Genomic DNA, 18,748 nt, shown 5'->3' on the forward strand with positions numbered 1-18,748 from the left:
TTTTTTTAATCACACCGCCAAAATTACGCCCCGGGCGCCCCCCGGGGGGTGGGCCGGGTTACCAACTCCCGGGCCGGGGGGCCGGTGACCCCCCCCACCGGGGTGGGGGGGCACCCCCGGGCCGTGCCAGGCGGCGGGAAGGGCCACTCCGGGCGGTGCGGGCCGCGTGCGCCGCGTCGGTCGGCGGCTGAGCCGTACGGGCGTACGGCGATCACGGTTAAAAGCCTTTTGTGGTCTAGATCACTTCCGGCGGCTAGCGTTGCCGGGTGTGAGAGTCGGCATTCCCGCGGAGACGCGGCCCGCCGAGCGCCGGGTGGCGTGCGTTCCGGACACGGTGCGCACCCTGCTCGGCGCGGGTCTTGCCGTGGACGTCCAATCTGGTGCGGGCACGCACGCGCACGCCGCCGACGCGGCGTACCGGGCGGCGGGCGCGCAGGTCGTCGGGCACGATCCGGTCGGCGAAGTGGAAGTGGTCCTGTCCGTCCAACCACTCGAGATCGCCCAGGCGCGCCGGTTGCGCGCGGGCGACGTGACGATCAGCTTCCTGTCGCCGTCGAACGAACTCGACCTGGTGCGGGTGCTGGCCGAGCGCGGCGTCACCTCGTTCAGCCTCGACCTGCTGCCGCGCGTGACGCGGGCGCAGGGCGCGGACGCGCTGTCCTCCCAGGCACTGGTGGCCGGTTACCGCGCGGTCCTGGTGGCCGCCGAACGGCTGCCGCGCTTCCTGCCCATGTTCACCACCGCGGCGGGCACGGTGCCGCCCGCGAAGGTGCTCGTGCTGGGCGCGGGCGTGGCCGGGTTGCAGGCCATCGCCACCGCCCGCAGGCTCGGCGCGGTCGTGGAGGCCTACGACGTGCGCGCGGCGGCCGCGGAGGAGGTGCGCAGCCTGGGCGCGCGGTTCGTGGAGCTGCCGCTGGAGACCCAGCAGGGCGTGTACGCGGCCGAGCAGTCCGAGACGTTCCTCGAACGCCAGCGGGAGCTGATCGCCGAACGGGTGGCCGCGTCGGACGTGGTGATCACGACCGCCGCCATCCCCGGCCGGGCGGCCCCGGTGCTCGTCACCACGGACATGCTCAAGGCGATGGCGCCCGGCTCGGTCGTCGTCGACCTCGCCGCCGAGTCCGGCGGCAACTGCGCGGCGTCCGTGGCGGGCGAGGAGGTGTGGGTCGGCGAGGTGCTCGTGCACGGGGCCCGCAACATGCCGAGCGGGATGCCGGTGCACGCCAGCAAGCTGTACGCGCGCAACGCGGCGAACCTGCTGATGATGATGGCGAAGGACGGCGTGGTGGAGCCCGACCTCACCGACGAGGTCCTCGCCGGGTGCTGCCTGACCCACGCGGGCGAGGTGCGGCACGAGCCGACCAGGGGGCTGCTGTGATCGACCTGCTGACGATCTTCGTGCTGGCCGCGTTCGTGGGCTTCGAGGTGGTCTCGAAGGTCTCCACGATCCTGCACACGCCGCTGATGTCGGGCGCCAACGCCATCCACGGCGTGATCCTGGTCGGCGCGATCATCATCACCGGCGCCGCCGAGGGCGGCGCGCGGCTCGTGCTCGGCCTGCTCGCGGTGTTCCTCGCGACCGTCAACGTCGTGGGCGGGTTCGTGGTCACCGACCGGATGCTGGAGATGTTCAAGGGGCACAAGCGATGAGCGTCCAGCTGGCCTACCTCGTCGCCGCGCTGTGCTTCCTGCTGGCGCTCAAGGGCTTGAGCACCCCGCGGTTCGCCCGCGCGGGCAACCTGCTCGGCGCGGCGGGCATGGCGCTGGCCGTCGTCACGGCGTTCCTGCACGGGGCCGTCCACAACGGACCGTGGATCCTGGTCGCCATCGCGCTGGGCGCGGTCGTGGGCGTGCCCGCGGCGCGGTCGGTGAAGATGACCGCCATCCCGCAGATGGTGGCCCTGTTCAACGGGGTCGGCGGCGCGGCGGCGGCGCTCGTGGCGCTGGCCGAGTTCCACGACGGCGGCGAGCTGCTGTTCCGCGTCGCCACCGTGCTCACGGTGCTGATCGGCTCGGTCAGCTTCTCCGGCAGCCTCGTCACGTTCGCGAAGCTCCAGGAGATCATGACCACCCGCCCGGTCGTGCTGCCCGCGGGCCGGGTGCTGAGCATCGGCGTCGCGGTCGCGAGCCTCGTGCTGGCGGTCGCCGTGCTCACCACGTCGTCCACCGCGCTGCTGGTGGCGCTGACGGTCGCCGGGCTGCTGCTCGGCGTCGCCTTCGTGCTGCCGGTCGGCGGCGCGGACGTGCCCATCGCCATCTCGCTGCTCAACGCCTTCACCGGTCTCGCGGTCGCCGCGTCCGGTTATGTGCTGGCGAACACCCTGCTGATCGTCGCGGGCACGCTCGTCGGCGCGTCCGGCACGCTGCTGACCCGGATGATGGCGCAGGCCATGGGCAGGCCGCTGGCGAACATCCTGTTCGGCGCGTTCACCGCGACCGTCGCGCAGGCGCACAGCGAGGAGTCGCGGACCGTCCGCTCCGGCACCGTCGAGGACGTCGCGATCCTGCTGGGCTACGCGCACTCCATCGTCATCGTGCCCGGCTACGGCCTCGCCGTGGCGCAGGCCCAGCACGCCGCGCGCGAACTCGTGACGCTGCTGGAGGGACGCGGCATCGACGTCAGCTACGGCATCCACCCGGTCGCGGGCCGGATGCCCGGCCACATGAACGTGCTGCTGGCCGAGGCCGACGTGCCCTACGAGCAGCTCAAGGAGCTCGACGACGTCAACCCCGGCATGACGAGCATGGACGTGGCGCTCGTCGTCGGCGCCAACGACGTCGTCAACCCCGGCGCGCGCGACGAGCCCACCAGCCCCATCTACGGCATGCCGATCTTCGACGTGGACCGCGCGCGGGCCGTGGTGTTCATGAAGCGGTCCATGCGGCCGGGCTTCGCGGGCATCGACAACGAGCTGCTCTACAACACCAAGACCACGATGCTGTTCGGCGACGCCAAGGACTCGCTGACCAAGCTGCTCACGGCGGTGAAGCAGCTCTAGTCGCGGGCGAACAGCCCCGCGACCTCGTCGGCGGGCAGCGGTGGAGCGTAGAAGTCGCCCTGCGCGGCGTCGGCGCCGATCTTCGCCCACCAGTCCGCCTCGTCCTCGCTCGCGACGCCGGTGGCCACGACGGTCACGCCCGCCTGGTGCACGACCGACACCAGCGCGGTCATCGCGTTGTGCAGCACCGAGTCCCGGTCCGGTTCGGCGGCCAGCCTGCGCACGTCCGCGCCCGCGATCACCACCGAGTCGACCGGCAGCTCGGTCAGCAGCGCCAGCTCGTCCTGGCCGCCGTGGAACGCGTTGAGCCCGGTGCGGATGCCGGAGTCGGCGAGCACCTGGACGTTGTCGTCGCTGCCGCCGGTGAGCACCGCGCCGGTGTTGACCGTGATCCGCAGCTCGGCCACGGGCAGGCCCGTCTCGTCCAGCGTGCGCTTCACCGCGCCGACGAGGTCCTCGTCGCGGGACTGCATCGGGCTCAGCGACACGTGCAGCGGCACGGCGGCGAGGGTCGTGTCGGCGTGCCAGTCCGCCATCCGCTCCCCGGCGTGGCGCAGCAGCCACTGCCCGATCGGCAGCGACAGCCCGGTCTCCTCCGCCAGCTCCAGGCACTGCCGGTGCCCCCACGACCCCCAGCGCAGCTGGGCGGCCACGCCGATGACGCTGCGGTCGGCCAGCGCGACGACCGGCTGGAAGTCGACCTCGATCTCGCCGTTCTCCAGCGCCCCCGGCATGGACGCGGCGATGTCCGCCCACGTCCGGTGCCGCGAGTCCTCGTGCGGGTCGTAGGGCAGCCACTGGCGCTTCCCCTTGGCCTTCGCCTGGTGCAGCGTCATGTTGGCCGCGCGCAGCAGCTCGCCGACGGTCCACTCGGGGGACGGCCGGTCCAGCACGCCGATGGTCGCGGTGAGCGCGATGCCGCGGTCGTCCACGAACGTGGGCTCGGCCAGCTCCTCGTTGATCAGGTCGATCATCGTGGTGACACCGGGCGAGGTCGCCGAGTTGTCGACCACGATGGCGAACTCGTCGCCGCCGATCCGCGCCACGACGGCGTCCTCGTCCGCGACGACGGCCGACAGCCGTCGCGCGGTCTGCTTCAGCAGCCGGTCGCCGGTGCCGTGGCCCAGACCGTTGTTGATCAGCGAGAACGAGTCGAGGTCCAGGTGGTACAGGGTGATCCCGCGCTCGGACCGGCTGTGCACGGCCTCCAGCTGGGTGATGAAGTGCTGTCGGTTCGACAGGCCGGTGAGGGAGTCGTGCAGCAGCAGGAAGTCCAGGTTCTTCTGCATCAGGTGCAGTTCGCTGACGTCCTCGACCATCGTCACGTGGTACGCGGGCTCGCCGTCGGCGTCGCGCAGCAGCGACACCGCCAGGTGCACCCACGCGGGTTCGCCGTCGGACCGCACGAGCCTGCGCTGCTCGCGGAACCGGTCGACCACGCCCTCGCGCACGTGGCGGTAGGACTCGGTCAGCAGCCGGGCGTCCTCGGGGTGGAAGCGGGCCAGCAGCGACTCGCCGACGAGGTCGCCGTCACCGCCCAGGATCGTCGCCATGGCCTCGTTCGCCTCGACGACCGAGCCCTCCAGGTCGGTGATCGCGATGCCCAGCGCGGAGGCGTCGAACACCTCGCGGAACCGCGCCTCGCTCACCTTCAGCGTCCGCTCGACACCCTGCTTCGCCTGGAGGAGCGCCCACTTGATCTCCTCCTGCTGGTCGAACGCGTCGAGCCGCATCGCGGTCGCGAACCGCGCCCCGAGCGTGCCCAGTATCGCGACGACCTTCTCCGCCAACCGGTCCACGCCCGCCAGTTCGGGGGTGAACAGCAGCGTGCGGCCGAGCACCTCCACGGTGCGCTGCAACGTGTCCGGGCCGGTGAAGTGCGCCTCGACCATCCGGTCGCCGACGACCGCGACGGGCGCGGCGGTGAACGGCTCGGCCTGCAGGGCGTCGGCGATCACGTCCACCAGGTCGAGCAGGTACAGCTCGATCTCGGTGGACGACATCGGCACGTACGTCGTGGAGTAGACGGCCTTCATCCACTCGCGGGCGAGTTCCTGCCTGCGAGTGCGGGGCGGCGGCTCCGGCGTGGTCATGCTCCCGTTCCCCGTGCCCGCCGTCACGCCTTGCGGCCGATGCCCGCGAAGAGGCCCGCCTTCGCCGGGTCGTCGTCGGCGATCCTCTCGGGCCGCCAGAGCGGCGGCGGCACGACACCGGGGTCCACCACGTCGAACCCGGCGAACAGGGCGGCGATCTCCGCGCGGGTGCGGGGGAACACCGGGTTGGCGCTCCGCTTCATCACCTCGACGATCCCGGCGGTCTCGGTGGGCTGCAGGTCGGCCGTGAAGTGCGAGAGCGCCAAGTGGCTGCCGGGCGCCAGCGCGGCGCGGTAGGCGCCGAGCACGGCCGCGGGGTCGCCTTCGGGCGGGAGGAAGTGCAGGACGCCGACCGCCAGCAGCCCCACCGGTTCGGCGAGGTCGAGCAGGCCGGTCCGGCGGGCCGCCGCCAGCACGGCGGCGGACTCGGTCAGGTCTTCTTGCACGATCGTCGCCAGCGGGTCGCCTTCGAGCATCAACCGGCAGTGGGCGACGGCGACGTCCTCGTAGTCGACGTAGACGACCCGCGAGTCCGGGGCCGCTCGGCGCGCGACCTCGTGGACGTTGCCGACGGTGGGGATGCCCGACCCGAGGTCGAGGAACTGGCGGACGCCGCGGTCGATCAGGAACAGGACGGCGCGGCGGAGGAACGAGCGGTTGAGCCGGGCGATGGCGCGCGCATTGGGCTGGGCCTTGAGGAACTCCTCGCCGAGCGCGCGGTCCGCGGCGAAGTTGTGGCCGCCGCCGAGGAGGTAGTCGTATAAGCGGGAAGCGCTGGGTAAGCCGGTGTCGACGCCGGCGGGCACCCAGTTCACCAGTTCCACCGCGCACCGCCTACTTCGGTCGTAGCCGCAGGAGCCACCGAGTGTAGGTGCCGCCACGGGTTCGGAGCACCGGTGTGGACAACGCGCACACGATCGCGCTGGCGGTCAGCACCGCGAACGTCGTCCGCAGGGCGTGAGCGCCCCCGTTGTGCAGCACGAACGTGGTGATCGCGATGCCCAGCGCGGTCCCGAGACCGCGGGTCGTGTTCACCAGCCCGCCGCCCAGCCCGGCCTTGCCCGCGGGCAGGGCCGCCATCACCGCCGCGTTGTTGGCGGGCGTGAACACGCCGAGCCCGAACCCCAGCAGCGCCAGCGCGGGAACCAGTTCGCCGGGCGCCACGACCGGCACGAGCGCGCCCGCCGCGGCGAGCCACGCGCCCACCCGCGCCGTCGCCAGCGCGCGGGGGAACAGCCTCGGGCCGAGGGTGGCCGCGACCGCGAACCCGGCGGGCAGCGCGGTGAGCGTGAGCCCCGTCGTGAGCGCGGACCCGGTCGAGGCGAACGGCACCGCCACCAGTGGCCCGAACAGCACCAGGTAGCCGCACAGCGCCCCGAGCAGCCCCCGGCTGATCGGCGCGGCCCGCAGCAGCCCGAAGTCCAGCAGCGGCGCGTCCACCCGCCGCTCCCACCACCACAGCAGCACCGCCGCGACCACGGCCGCCGCCAGCAGCGGCAGCACCGGAACCTCGAGCCCGGACACCCCGGACAACGCGAGCAGCGCGGCCGTCGTGGTCGCGGCCAGCAGCACCGTGCCCGGCAGGTCGAACCGCGTGCGCGCGGACTTCTCCACCGTGCGCGGCAGCAGGTAGTGGCCCGCGACCATCGCCACGACGCCGATCGGCACGTTGATCGCGAACACCGCCTGCCAGCCCAGCGTGCCCACCAGCAGGCCGCCGACCGTCGGCCCCAGCGCCAGCCCGAGCGCCTGCGCCGCGGCCTGCACGCCCAGCGCGGTCCGCATCCGCTCGCGCGGCACGCTCGTCACGACCAGCGCCACGCTGTTGGCCTGGAGCATCGCCGCCCCGACGCCCTGCACGACCCGGAAGACGACCAGCGCCGTCAGGTCCGGCGCGAGCGCGCAGGCGACCGACGCGCCGGTGAACACGGCGAAGCCGTAGATGTAGACCAGCTTGCGGCCGAGCACGTCCGCCAGCCCGCCGACGGCGGCCAGCAGCGCGACCAGCGCCAGCAGGTAGGACAGCGACACCCACTCGACGGCGGCGGGCGGCACGGCGAAGTGCGCGGCCAGCGAGGGGAACGCGAGCGTCACGATGCTCGCGTCGAACTGGCCCATGAACGCGCCGAAGCAGACCGTGGCGATCACCAGCCAGGGCGCGCCCGCCCACGTCGCGACCCGCCGCGGACGTGGTGACTCCGCGACGAACCACCGCCACCCTCGCGTCCCATGATCCATCTGCGACCGATTATATCTGAGTCAGAGCTAACGTGGTCGGTAATCTCCTCCCATGTCAGATGAGGCCCGGACGCTCACCGACGTGGTGACCCGGCTGCGCAGGGCGTTGAGGACCAGCATCAGGTCGGACTGGCCGTGGGAATCGCTGCCCATGGCCCAGATCGAACTGCTCCAGACCCTCGCCGAACGGGCGCCCATGCGGGTCGGCGACCTGGCGAGCGAACTCCGCCTCGCCCCCAACACGGTCAGCGGCCTCGTCGGCCAGCTCATCGAGTCCGGCCTGGTCTCCCGCGCGGGCGACCCCGCCGACCGCCGCGTCGCACGGCTGTCCGTGACCTCCCAGGGGCACGACCAGCTGGCGGTGTGGCAGAGCGCGCACGAGAAGCGCATCGGCGCCGCGCTGGACAAGCTGGAGGCCGGTGAGCGCGCCGACGTGGTCCGCGCGCTGGCCGCGCTGGACCACCTGGTGGACCACCTGCGCTAAACCACCCCTACGCGTTTCCTGGGGTGCTCCGGCGACACCTAGGGGATGTCCTGCGGGCGTTGGACGTCGACAGTGGACGGAGTCACTTCCTCAGCTGTCGGGGAGAACCGCCATGAGCGAACTGCTGGACACCACCCGCACCATCACCTACTGGCCCGCCGTGGGGGAGATCGCCGCGCTGTACGCGGAGTGGAACGCCGCCCTCGCCACCGGCGACCCGCACAAGGTCGCCGACCGGTACACGCCGGACGCGGTGCTGCTCCCCACCCTGTCCAACGAGGTCCGCACGGACCGCGCGGGCATCGTCGACTACTTCGCCCGCTTCCAGCGGGACCGGCCGCTCGGCGTGGTGCTGAAGTCCTACGTGCGGGTGCTGCGGTCGACCGAGGCGATCGACTCGGGCATCTGCCGCTTCACCCTGAAGAGGGGAGGGGGCACGGTCCACATCGACGCCCGGTACACGTTCGTCTACGAGAAGATCGACGGGAAGTGGATGATCATCACCCACCACTCCTCGGAGCTGCCCGAAGCGGCGTAGACCGTTCCGCTCGGGAGGACCGCGCCCGCCGCGGTCCTCCCGGCCCGCCGCCGCCAACCCCGCGCCGACCACTCGCGCGGGGTTTTCGCGTGCCTGCGGCCGCTCGGCCGTCACGTCGTTGGATCATTCGGTCTACCCGCTGATCCGACCGGTCGAACTTCCTCACGGGATGATCACGAAACGAACCGATCAGCCTTTCGCCGCGAATCCCCGACGGCCCCCGCTCGTTGACCGGATGAGCCGCTCACGGGGGCGCACTCGGCGACCGGTGGGGCCGCCACCCTCTGCGGTGGCCCCAGCGGTCCGATTCGGTCAAAGCACTGGTCCGGTTGGCGCAATGATAGTTACGACATTTCTTCGGTAACGTCCGGGGTCCTGCGGAGGATTAGATTGTCAGACGAAAGGCGTTTGATTATGACTCTGACGGTGTAATAGCTACACGCACCGTGTTCGACCACGAAGCCGCAGCTCCCTGCCCTGGAGCACGGCCTCGGGGACGGAACGTGATAACCGCGTCACCCACTGACAACGTTATTGTCCCCGGCCTACGCAACCGGATTCCCACGTTACTGATCCCACGAGTTCTTTAATGTCTCACGTCTGGCTGTCGAGGCCACCACCCTCTGCGGTGGCCTCGACAGCCATTTTGTTTCAGACCGGCGTCGGCGCGTCCTTCAACCGGCTCAGCACCTCGGGCAGGTCGTCGGTGTGCACGACGCCCAGCCGCTGCGTCGCCCGCGTCAGCCCGACGTACAGGTCGCTCGCCCCGCGCGGTGACTCGGCGAGGATGCCCGCCGGGTCCACGACCACCACCGCGTCGAACTCCAGGCCCTTCGCGTCGACCACGCCGAGCACCACGACGCGCGAGTCCAGCGCGGACGACTGGTTGCCCACGGCCGCGCCCGGCACGCCCGCCGTGACGGCGTCGCCGAGGTCCGCGAGCCGGGCGGCGGGCACGATGACCGCCAGCTTGCCCTCGCCGATCTCGGCGACCTCGCGCGCGACCAGCGCGGGCAGGTCGGCCGCCAAGTCGTCGACCCGCGCGTGCCACGGTTCGACGCCGCTGTCGCGCACCGACGTCGGCGGCACCAGTTCGGGGTCGACGCTCGCCAGCACGTCCGCCGCCACGGCCATGATCTCCGACGGCGTGCGGTAGTTGACGGTCAGCTCGGTGAGCTTCCACCGGTCCATCACGTACGGCGACAGGACCTGGCCCCACGAGGTGGCGCCCGCGATGTCGCCGGTCTGGGCGATGTCGCCGACGACGGTCATGGACTTGCTGGGGCAGCGGCGCATCAGCGTGCGCCACGCCATCGCCGACAGCTCCTGCGCCTCGTCGACGATGATGTGCCCGAACGTCCACGTCCGGTCCGCCGCCGCGCGTTCGGCGGCCGTCTCGTAGGTCTCGCCGCCGTGCCGCTCGGCCAGCCGGTAGGCGTCCATCAGGTCGTGGGCCATCAGGATCTCCGGGTCGGCGTCGTCCTCCAGGTCGAGGATGTCGAGCACGCCCTGGGCGTAGTCGATCGCCTGGCGGCGCTGCCGTTCGGCCTTCGCCTTGGCCTCCGCGTCGTCCTCGCCGAGCAGTTCCGCCGCCTCGTCGAGCAGCGGCACGTCCGCGGGCGTCCACTCGGCGTCCGGCGCGCGCAGCAGCAGCGCCCGGTCCTCCTTGCTCATCCGCGGCGCGGCGGCGGCCAGCCGCTTGGCCGAGGAGAACAGCTCGGACAGCAGCTGCTGCGGGGTGAGCGTCGGCCACAGCCGGGCCAGCGCGTTCTGGACGTTCTCGTCCTCGCGCAGCTCGCGGCGGATCTCCTCGATGTCGTCCGAGTCGAGCAGGTGCCTGCCCAGCTTGTTCACGGCCTGGTTGGCCATCGTGGAGATCATCTCGCGGACGAACGTGCGCCGGGCCTCGTTGTGCGGCCTGCGGGTGCGCCGCGCGCGGCCGCGGGCGTCGGAGATCGCGCGCCGGTCCAGGCGCAGCGTGTCCTGCTCGAACGGGATCTCGATCATGCCCGGCGCTTCCTGCCGGTCCTTGATCGCGTGCGAGACGACGTCCGCCATCTGGATTCGGCCCTTGATCGCCGCGGCCTCCACGGACTCGCGGCCGACCGCCGTGAGGCCGGGGTACAGCTCGCCGACGGTCGACAGCAGCACGCCGGTCTCGCCGAGCGAGGGCAGCACCTGGCCGATGTAGCGCAGGAACGTCGCGTTCGGGCCCACCACGAGCACGCCGCGCTTCGCGAGCTGCCTGCGGTGCGTGTACAGCAGGTACGCCGCGCGGTGCAGCGCCACCGCCGTCTTGCCGGTGCCCGGACCGCCCTGCACGACGACGACGCCGTTCAGCTCGGTGCGGATGATCTTGTCCTGCTCGGCCTGGATGGTCGCGACGATGTCGCTCATCTGCCCGGTGCGGTTCGCGTTCACCGCGGCCAGCAGCGTCGCCTCGCCGGTCAGGCCCTCGTTGCGGCTCGGCTCGGTCGAGTTGATGTCCAGGACCTCGTCGTCGTACGCCACGACGGTGCGCTGCTTCGTGCGCATGTGCCTGCGCCTGCGCACGCCGTCGGGCGACGCCGCGGTCGCCAGGTAGAACGGCCGCGCCGCGGGGGCGCGCCAGTCCATCAGCAGCGGCTCGTACTCCTTGTCCTCGTCGAACAGACCGATGCGACCGATGTAGAACCGCTCGCCCTCGTGGAAGTCCAGGCGACCGAAGCACAGGCCGTTCTCCACCGCGCTGTACTGGGCCAGCTGGTCCGAGTACATGGCGACGGAGGTGTCCCGCTCCGAGCGCATCTGGTGCGTGCCACCGGTCTGCCGAAGCGCACCCGCCAGTCGCTTCGAGCTCTGCTCGCGGAGGTCGTCCAGCCTGCCGTACAGCATCGACACGTACTCCTGCTCCGAGGAGATTTCCCGGAGCCGGAGGTCATCGGAGGGGCTTGACAACGTGCCTCATTTCTCGATACCGTCCTTTGTCGTCAGGTTTTTTGGCCTGACTATTCTGCGTGCCCCCAGAGCGCGCGCGCAGAACATCTAATCTACACCCCGGACCGCCCCTTCAGCGCCGCACCTCGTGATGCGCGTAGGCCTTCAGCAACAGATCAGCCAACTGGTCGCGTTCCCCCGCTGTCAATCCCCCGAACAGCAGGTCGTCGATCTCCGCCGCGTCCCCGAGCCGCGCGCCCAGCAGCGTCCGCCCCGGCTCGGTGATCTCCACGGCGTACCGCCTGCGGTCCCGCTCGTCGCGGTGCCTGCTCGCCAGGTCCTCGCGCTCCAGGTCGTCGAGCAGCGTCACGAGGTCGCTCGGGTCGATGCGCGCGGCGTCGCTGATCTCCTTCTGCGAGCACGGACCGCTCTCCGCGAGCAGCGCGAGCACCGCCACGTGCGGCGCGCGCAACCCGTCCTTGCTCACGGTCGTGCTGATCCGCCTGGCGTGCTTGGACAACTGGAGCACCAGGTAACCGGGGTGCCGTCGCAGCCGCTCGATGCTCATGGCCACCTATCTTAGGAACGACCCATGATCGGACACCGCACCCGTTGCCGACTCCCGGCCGGGGGGCGAGGATGCGCGGATGCGCCAAGATCCGATCGCCGTGCTGGGCATGGGGGCCATGGGCCTGCCGATGGCCCGCAACCTGGCCCGCGCGGGCTTCCCGGTCACCGTCTGGAACCGCACGCCCGGCCGTGACGGCGAGGCCAGGTCCGCCGGGGCCGTCGCCGCCGCGACGCCCGCCGAGGCCGCGCTGCCGATCGTGCTCACCGTCCTGCCCGACCTCCCGGACGTCGTCGAGGTGTTGGCGGGCGAGCACGGGCTCCTCGCGGGCTGGAAGAAGGCGGGCGTGGAGAGGCCGCTGCTGGTCGTGATGGGCACCGTGTCGCCGACGGCGATCCGCGCGCTCGGCGACCGGCTGCCGGACGTCCGGCTGGTCGACGCGCCGGTCAGCGGCGGCGACGTCGGGGCGGACGCGGCGACGTTGAGCATCATGGTCGGCGGCCACGCCGACGACGTGCTGCGGCTGCGGCCGTACTTCGCCGCGCTCGGCACGACCGTGCGGCACCTCGGCCCGCTCGGCGCGGGGCAGCTGGCCAAGGCGTGCAACCAGATCGTCGTCGCGGCGACCCTCACCGCCGTGTCCGAGGCACTGGCGCTCGCGGTGAAGGGCGGGCTCGACCCCGAGGTCGTGGTGGAGGTCCTGGAAGGCGGGCTCGCGGGCAGCCGGGTGCTGGACGTGAAGAAGGAGAAGTGGCTCACGCACGACTTCGCCCCCGGCGGCCGTGCGGTGAACCAGTTGAAGGACCTCGTGTTCGCGGTCGAGGCGGGCCGCGAGATCGGCGTGCCGCTACCGGTGACGGCGACCGTCGAGCAGCTGTACTCGGCGATGTGCGCACTCGGGTTCGGCGACGACGACCACAGCGGCGTCTACCAGGTCTACGAGACGCTGTCGGACAAGGCGTCCGCCAGGTAGGCGCCGATGCCCGCCATGCCGCGCTGGTTCGGGTGCAGGGGAGCGGCGACCGTCGTCGGCACCAGGCCCTCGAACCAGCGCTGGGGGATCGGCGCGCACACGTCGTGCCCGGCGCTGGGCGGCACGATGTCCAGGAACGTCGCCCCGTGCCGTGCGGCCTCGGTCGCGAACACGCCGTTCAACCGCTCGATGCTCGCCTGGAGGTAGTCGGAGTCGCGGCCCCACAGCGGCTGCACCGGGTAGCACCCGCCCGGCCGGATGTACGTGCCGTACCCGACGACCACGATCTTCGCGTGCGGCGATCGCGCGTGGATCCCGTCCAGCACGGCCGCGAACTCCGGCCCGAACGCGTCGATCTTCGCCGCGAGCTGGTCCACGCCACCGGCCGTCAGCCGCGCCTCGCACGACACCCCGATCGGCTCCGGCAGCAGGTTGACGCACCCGAGCGCCGCCCCGACCAGGCCGATGTCGTTGCCGCCGATGGTCAACGACACCAGGTCCGTCGTCGGCGTCAGCGCGTCGAACTGCGGCGGCACGGGCCCGAGGAACGTGGTCTGGCCGCCCTCCATGTCGTCGGCGACGGCCCCGGAGCAGGTCACGTCGCGGAACGTCGCCGCGCCGAGGGACTCGGCCAGCACGCTCGGCCAGTTCCGCGTGGACCGCAGGCAGCCCAGGTGCAGCACGTCCTGGTTCGGGATCAGCGGCCCGGCGGCCGCCGAGTCGCCGAGCGCGACGTACTCGGTGAAGCGCGGCGCGGCGGACGCCGCCCCGGTCGTGACGGCGGTGATCGACAACGCCGCCAACAGCACTGGTAGCAGCCTGCGCATGGTCATCTCCTGAGGGTCACCAACTGGCCTGGATGACATGATGTGGGCTACACCGGTCTTCTGCTCCTGGGAGTTCACGCAAAACCCGATAGGGGTACTTGTGACGGGTCACAAACTCACAGCGAACGGCCGTCCGCTGCACGAACAACTCGTCCGCAGCCGGGCCATCGCGCGCGACCTCGTGGCCACGTTCGTGGCGGAGATCCCGCTGTACCAGTCGCTGCCGCGCGAGGAGCTGGACGGCGACATCACTCGGATCACCGCGACCAACCTGCGGATCGTGGAGCGGATGCTGCGCACCGGCGTCCCGCCGACCGAGGCGGACCTGGCGGACCTGGCCGTGTCCGCCGCCCGCCGAGCCGCCGAGGGCGTGCCGCTCGGAGCCGTGCTCACCGCGTACAGCCTCGGCGTCCGCGCCCTCTGGCACGCCCTCCTCGACGACGCCGGGCCGGACGACCTGGCCGACGTCCTGAGCGCCACCGACCTGGTGTTCCGCTTCCAGCAGACCGCCATGTCGGTCGTCGCCACCGCCTACGCGGACGAACGCCAAACGATCTTCGGCCACGAGCGCGACACCCGCCACGCCCTGGTCTCGGCCCTGCTGACGGGCACCGCCCTGTCCGAACGGGTGGCCGACCGCTACGCGGTCCTGGTCCTGTCGATCGGCCCCAACCCGGACGACGACTCCGCGATCGCCGCCCACCGCGCCCTGCGCCGGGTCCAGGACGAGCTGCACGCCGTCCTGCACCGCCTGGACGTCCAGGGCGGCGTCGTGCTGCTCCCACCGGACCACGACGTCCCCGCCCTGATCACCCGCCTGACCACCACAACAGGCGTCCCCATCACGGCGGCCCACGCCGTGGCCGCCACCCCGGACCTGCCCCGCGTCCACGACCAGACCCGCGACGTCCTGGACATCGTGCTCCGCCTCCACCGCCCACCCGGCGCGTACCGGCTGGAAGACGTCCTGCTGGAGTACCAGCTCAGCCAGGTCACCCCCGCCACAGCCGCCTTGGCGGCCCTGCTGGACCCCTTGTCCGACAACCCCGACCTGCTGCCGACGTTGGAGCTGTACCTGGCGGAGAACCTCAACCGCCGCCGCACCGCGGCCCGCCTCCACCTGCACCCGAACACCGTCGACTACCGCCTGCGCCGAGTGACGGCGTTGACCGGCCTCGACCCCGCCCGGCCCGCGGACTTGCAGCACATCGGCGCGGCTCTGGCGGCGCGGCGGGTGATGTCGGTCAGCGTTACGGGCCGGGATACTCGGCGGTGATGTCACCACCGAACAGCCGCCAGTAGAAGGTGCTCGTCGTCGCGGCGGCCGGTGCGTGCCGGGCCGGGATCGCGGCCACGGCGGGCGGCACGTCATCCGGGATGTGCCCATCGGCGCACCGGAGCACGTACTCGTAGCAGGCTGAGGGAACGACGGCGGCCGGCACCCCGCACACCGCGGTCACCAGCCAGTTCACCAGCCGCATGGACGCGTAGCCCGCGTCGTGCGTGGCGTTGCGCCGGACGAAGTCGCGCTCGGCGGCCGACAGGTCGAACCGCGGCGAGGTCGCCAACCCGAAGTCGGTGAGGTAGATCCGCTCGCCGTCGGAGCGCATGTTGCCGAAGTGCCCGTCCATGTGCAGCAGTTCACGACGGCGCAGGAAGCCCACGATCAGCGACAGCTCCCGCTCGACCGTGTCGGCCTTGCCCGCCGGATCCTCGGCCAACCAGTCGTCCAGCGGGTACGGGAGGTACTCGCCGAACAGCACGAGGCTGCACGTCGCGGCAGCCAAGGCTTCCAGGCGGGCCCGCACGGCAGACGAACCGTCCAGCGCGGCGACGACCCCGTCGATGTCGGCGTGCTCGGCCGCGATAGGCGCCCGACCGGGCAACACCCGCCAGTGGTGGAGCAGCGGAAACGACTCCGTCTCGCCGTCCAGCACGGCTTCGGTGACGACCAGGTTCGCGGCCAACTCCCGCCAGGTGTTGATCCCAGGGCTGACGACGCCGTACTGGCAGGACAACGGCAGGTCGAACAGGTTCGCGGTGGACTGCGGACGGGCGACCTCCTTGTCGGTCAGCGGAATGCGCTTCGCGAACACCGGCACGCCATCGACGTCGACCACCGCCGAGCCGCCACCCACCCCCACACTGCCCGCCCGCCCCGTTTCCAGGAGGGAGCCGAGTTCGCCATCGGTGCACGACGCGAGCAGGGCCGAGAGCTTCTCGTGGCGGGTACGCCGGGCAAGCATCATCACGCCATCATCCCCGCGGCCAAGCACTGACGACCGATGTCGCTCGTGGCGGGACTCCGGGTCGGTGTCATCGGGCTGGCAACCCCAACCGGCTTGGTCACACCACACCCTTCACCCGCGCGACCAAGCATCCAGCGCCGGTGAACAGACCGTTCACCCCACGCGGCCGGGGGCGCGATGCTGGTGAATGGACCGTTCACCCCACGCGCTCAAGTGCCCCGTGCCCGTGACCGGACCGTTCACTTCGCTCGGCCGAGCATCCGGTGCAAGCGAACGGTCCGTTCGTCTGTGGCTGAGCGGTTGGTGCTCGCGATCGAGCTGTTTGCCCGCGGGGTCAGGCGCGCGATGCTTGTGAGCGGACCGTTCGCCTGGGCGGCCGGGGCTTGGCGTTCGTGATCGGACCGTTGACCGTGTGCGGCCGAGGATCCTGTGCTTGTGAACGGGCCGTTCGTTTGTGGCTGAGCGCTTGGTGCTCGGGAGCGGCCTGTTTGCCCACCCGGCCAGGTGCGGTGCTTGTGAGTGGACCGTTCGCCTGTGCAGCCGGGGGCTTGGCGTTTGTGATCAGGCCGTTGACCGTGTGCGGCCGAGGATCCAGTGCTTGTGAACGGGCCGTTCGTCTGCGGCCGAGCGACTAGTGCTCGGATCGGGCTGTTTGCCCTCGCGGCTAAGCGTTCGGTGCTTGTGGTTGGACCGTTCATGCCCGGCGGCCACGTGTCCGGGTGCTCGCGATCGCGCTGATCGCCCGCGTGGCCCGAGTGCCTGGTGCTCTTGATCGGGTCGTCGTCCGCGTGGCCGAGTCGCTGGTGCTTGTGAACGGGCCGTTCATCCAGCACTCGCCCCACTCGCCCAACCTCAGCCACTCCCTCCGGAACCGCCGTGCTCGACCGCCTTCCGGAAGCAGCCCGGCCGACACCAGCCCTCCCGACCCCTGCCTGAAGCGCTCTCCGAAACTCGCCCCCAACGGCCCTCGCGTGGCCCGCGATCAGCGATCGGCATGGATTCCCCGCGATCCGCCCTCCGCCCGGATCCCCGAGCCTCGCCCGCCCCCACCTCCGCCCTCCCCAGCACCCTCCGCTCGCCCCCGCACACCGTGTGATCGGACTCCCCCTGAAGGGCGGTACCGGTGGGGCAGCGGGGTGAATCGGCACTGTTCGGGGGCGGTTCGCGGCACTCTGGGGTGGGTGAGGGATCAGCGTCGGGAGTTCGTGCGGCTGTGCCGGTGTGTCGTGACCGGTCCGCGGTGGCAGGTGGTGGTCGCGGTGGTCGTGTCGGCGTGGACGTTCGCGTGGATCGTCGGGCAGGTCGGTGCCACGCCGCTCTCGCCGCTCGCCGTCGTGCGCGGGCCCATCGGGTGGGCCGGGATTCCGATCGGGTGGCTCGACGCGGTGGGGGAGTGGATCCGGGACCGGCAGGACGTGCTGGCCGGCCTCGCCGTCGTCGCGGGGCTGCTGTGGGCGGTGACGACGGAGCGCGGGCGGTTGGCGGCGTCGACCGGGTGGTTCGCGGTGCTGGTGGCGGCCGAGGCGATCGGGTACGCGGCCGCGGTGCACCGGGCGCTGCTCACGTTCGGCGTGGTGGTCGCGGTGTTCGCGGTCCTGTCGTTCCTGGGGCGGCGGGCGTTCGTGGTGGACCGGGTCGCGCTGCTGCCGCGCGGGGTGCTGCACGCGAGCGCGACGGCGGTGACGTTGTCGGCCGTGGTTCCGCTGATCGCTCCTGGGCTGCTCATCGCGGGTCTGGTGCGCCCTTATGTGACGGTGCCGCCGCGGTTCGATCCGACACGGTCTCGTATTCCTCGGCAACGGGTCGACAGCGAAGTGCGCGTCGACGCCGAGCGGAGTGCGTGAACATCAAGAGGTGAAAATCACCCGATCGAGGGACTCAGTCGGGTCGGGAAACCGTGCGACCGTGCTGATGGAGTTTCGCCCAGGTATCCGAAAGGAGTACTCCGGGCGATCACCGCATTATTGGCCAACCCCTGTAAAGACCACCCAAACGAGCGATGCCCGAAGAGGATACGGGTCGATTTCTATCGATTTGGAACGCGCATGCGCAGGTGGCGATGGGTGCGGACGCTCCGACTAATGCGATAATGACTCACGGTTGGCCTCGCACGAGTTAATCTCTTGGCGACCAGGTGGAAATGCGGCTACCCGAAGCCGAGTCCGGAGATTCGCGTGCTGGTCTTACTGGTCCGTAACACTTAAGGATGCACAGTGGCTGACAATCCCGCCAGAGGACGACTCGCCAGAGTCATGCGTCGGCAGCCGGTCCAGCAACGAGGCGCGGCGACCGTGACCGCGATACTGGACGCCTGCTCGACGCTGCTCAACGAGCAGGACTACGACGACATCACCACGGCCCGGATCGTCGAGTTGGCGGGTGTGCCGATCGGGTCGTTCTACCAGTACTTCCCGGACAAGAGGTCCGTCGTGCACGCCCTGGCGCTGCGCGGGATGGAGCAGTACCTGGCGGAGGTCGACGTCCTGTTCGAGGGCGGCACGCTGTCGGAGGACTGGCGCGAGGCCATGGGCCAGGTCGTCGGCGTGTACATGCGGATGCTGGTCGACGTGCCGGGTTTCGGGCGGATCCGGTTCAGCGACCTGCTCGACGGGCACCGGCTCGACTCGAGCGTGGACCAGTACGAGCTGATGGCCGAACGGCTGGCGGACCTGTTCGTGGACCGGTTCGGCGCGCCCGGCGACGGCCCGGTGCGGTTGACGTTCCGGATGGCCGCGCAGACCGCGGACAGCCTGTTCACGCTGGCGTCGCAGCTGTCCGGCGACGACCGCTTCCACGTGCTCCGCAAGGCGGACGAGGTGATCTCCACGATGCTCGCCGAGGTGCTCGACCCGAGCTGACTTGC

At 71.2% G+C, this 18,748-nt stretch carries 16 protein-coding genes; 9 read left to right on the plus strand and 7 right to left on the minus strand.

Annotated features, from left to right (window positions below; all coding sequences use genetic code 11):
* Window positions 1-268: 268 nt before the first annotated feature.
* From ACFWW9_RS30905 to ACFWW9_RS30915, 3 genes are read left to right on the plus strand one after another with little or no spacing between them, the layout of a single operon-like run.
* Window positions 269-1,378: an NAD(P) transhydrogenase subunit alpha gene (locus ACFWW9_RS30905; protein WP_390385217.1), complete on the plus strand. Its 1,110-nt coding sequence runs from the start codon at window positions 269-271 to the stop codon at window positions 1,376-1,378.
* Window positions 1,375-1,650: an NAD(P) transhydrogenase subunit alpha gene (locus ACFWW9_RS30910; protein ID WP_390385219.1), complete on the plus strand. Its 276-nt coding sequence runs from the start codon at window positions 1,375-1,377 to the stop codon at window positions 1,648-1,650. Before ACFWW9_RS30905 ends, ACFWW9_RS30910 begins: the two co-directional genes overlap by 4 nt.
* Window positions 1,647-2,999 carry an NAD(P)(+) transhydrogenase (Re/Si-specific) subunit beta gene (locus ACFWW9_RS30915; protein ID WP_390385221.1) on the plus strand — a complete coding sequence of 451 codons (1,353 nt, stop codon included), beginning with the start codon at window positions 1,647-1,649 and terminating at the stop codon, window positions 2,997-2,999. The genes ACFWW9_RS30910 and ACFWW9_RS30915 overlap by 4 nt, the downstream gene beginning before the upstream one ends.
* Here ACFWW9_RS30915 and ACFWW9_RS30920 read toward each other — a convergent pair.
* From ACFWW9_RS30920 to ACFWW9_RS30930, 3 genes are read right to left on the minus strand one after another with little or no spacing between them, the layout of a single operon-like run.
* On the minus strand, window positions 2,996-5,092 hold the full coding sequence (locus ACFWW9_RS30920) for a putative bifunctional diguanylate cyclase/phosphodiesterase (protein ID WP_390385223.1): 2,097 nt from the start codon (window positions 5,090-5,092) through the stop codon (window positions 2,996-2,998). The genes ACFWW9_RS30915 and ACFWW9_RS30920 overlap by 4 nt on opposite strands.
* A gap of 23 nt (window positions 5,093-5,115) precedes the next feature.
* A complete protein-coding gene (locus tag ACFWW9_RS30925) occupies window positions 5,116-5,916 on the minus strand; it encodes an SAM-dependent methyltransferase (RefSeq protein WP_390385225.1) in 801 nt (266 codons plus the stop codon).
* Between the two features lie 10 nt (window positions 5,917-5,926).
* The gene (locus ACFWW9_RS30930) at window positions 5,927-7,330 is read right to left on the minus strand and encodes an MFS transporter (protein WP_390385227.1); all 1,404 of its coding nucleotides are present in this window, start codon (window positions 7,328-7,330) and stop codon (window positions 5,927-5,929) included.
* A 52-nt stretch (window positions 7,331-7,382) separates the two neighbouring features.
* On the opposite strand from ACFWW9_RS30930, the gene ACFWW9_RS30935 reads away from it, so the two are divergent.
* Together ACFWW9_RS30935 and ACFWW9_RS30940 are read left to right on the plus strand one after the other, a co-directional pair.
* Window positions 7,383-7,814 (plus strand): MarR family winged helix-turn-helix transcriptional regulator, encoded by a 432-nt coding sequence (locus ACFWW9_RS30935; RefSeq protein WP_390385229.1) that lies wholly within the window; start codon window positions 7,383-7,385, stop codon window positions 7,812-7,814.
* Window positions 7,815-7,926: 112 nt separating this feature from the next.
* Window positions 7,927-8,352: an SgcJ/EcaC family oxidoreductase gene (locus tag ACFWW9_RS30940; RefSeq protein ID WP_390385231.1), complete on the plus strand. Its 426-nt coding sequence runs from the start codon at window positions 7,927-7,929 to the stop codon at window positions 8,350-8,352.
* Between the two features lie 651 nt (window positions 8,353-9,003).
* Here the strand turns inward: ACFWW9_RS30940 and ACFWW9_RS30945 are convergent.
* Both ACFWW9_RS30945 and ACFWW9_RS30950 read right to left on the minus strand, forming a co-directional pair.
* Window positions 9,004-11,289, minus strand: coding sequence for a HelD family protein (locus ACFWW9_RS30945; RefSeq protein WP_390385233.1), 2,286 nt, complete (start codon window positions 11,287-11,289; stop codon window positions 9,004-9,006).
* Between the two features lie 112 nt (window positions 11,290-11,401).
* Window positions 11,402-11,836, minus strand: a complete 435-nt coding sequence (locus tag ACFWW9_RS30950) for a MarR family winged helix-turn-helix transcriptional regulator (protein WP_390385235.1) — start codon at window positions 11,834-11,836, stop codon at window positions 11,402-11,404.
* A gap of 79 nt (window positions 11,837-11,915) precedes the next feature.
* Between ACFWW9_RS30950 and ACFWW9_RS30955 the strand changes: the two genes are divergently transcribed.
* Window positions 11,916-12,809: an NAD(P)-dependent oxidoreductase gene (locus ACFWW9_RS30955; RefSeq protein ID WP_390385237.1), complete on the plus strand. Its 894-nt coding sequence runs from the start codon at window positions 11,916-11,918 to the stop codon at window positions 12,807-12,809.
* On the opposite strand, the gene ACFWW9_RS30960 is transcribed toward ACFWW9_RS30955, so the two are convergent.
* Entirely contained in the window at window positions 12,773-13,642 is an 870-nt protein-coding gene (locus tag ACFWW9_RS30960) for an SGNH/GDSL hydrolase family protein (RefSeq protein WP_390385239.1), read from the minus strand. The two genes, ACFWW9_RS30955 and ACFWW9_RS30960, sit on opposite strands and share 37 nt — an antisense overlap.
* A 94-nt stretch (window positions 13,643-13,736) precedes the next feature.
* Between ACFWW9_RS30960 and ACFWW9_RS30965 the strand changes: the two genes are divergently transcribed.
* On the plus strand, window positions 13,737-14,912 hold the full coding sequence (locus ACFWW9_RS30965) for a PucR family transcriptional regulator (protein WP_390385241.1): 1,176 nt from the start codon (window positions 13,737-13,739) through the stop codon (window positions 14,910-14,912).
* On the opposite strand, the gene ACFWW9_RS30970 is transcribed toward ACFWW9_RS30965, so the two are convergent.
* Window positions 14,887-15,885 (minus strand): serine/threonine protein phosphatase, encoded by a 999-nt coding sequence (locus ACFWW9_RS30970; protein ID WP_390385278.1) that lies wholly within the window; start codon window positions 15,883-15,885, stop codon window positions 14,887-14,889. The two genes, ACFWW9_RS30965 and ACFWW9_RS30970, sit on opposite strands and share 26 nt — an antisense overlap.
* 1,181 nt (window positions 15,886-17,066) lie before the next feature.
* Between ACFWW9_RS30970 and ACFWW9_RS30975 the strand changes: the two genes are divergently transcribed.
* Window positions 17,067-17,729: a hypothetical protein gene (locus ACFWW9_RS30975; protein WP_390385243.1), complete on the plus strand. Its 663-nt coding sequence runs from the start codon at window positions 17,067-17,069 to the stop codon at window positions 17,727-17,729.
* A gap of 447 nt (window positions 17,730-18,176) precedes the next feature.
* Window positions 18,177-18,743: a TetR/AcrR family transcriptional regulator gene (locus ACFWW9_RS30980; RefSeq protein WP_390385245.1), complete on the plus strand. Its 567-nt coding sequence runs from the start codon at window positions 18,177-18,179 to the stop codon at window positions 18,741-18,743.
* Window positions 18,744-18,748 lie beyond the last annotated feature (5 nt).

It is taken from the genome of Umezawaea sp. NPDC059074 (assembly GCF_042738955.1).
Lineage (GTDB): Bacteria > Actinomycetota > Actinomycetes > Mycobacteriales > Pseudonocardiaceae > Umezawaea.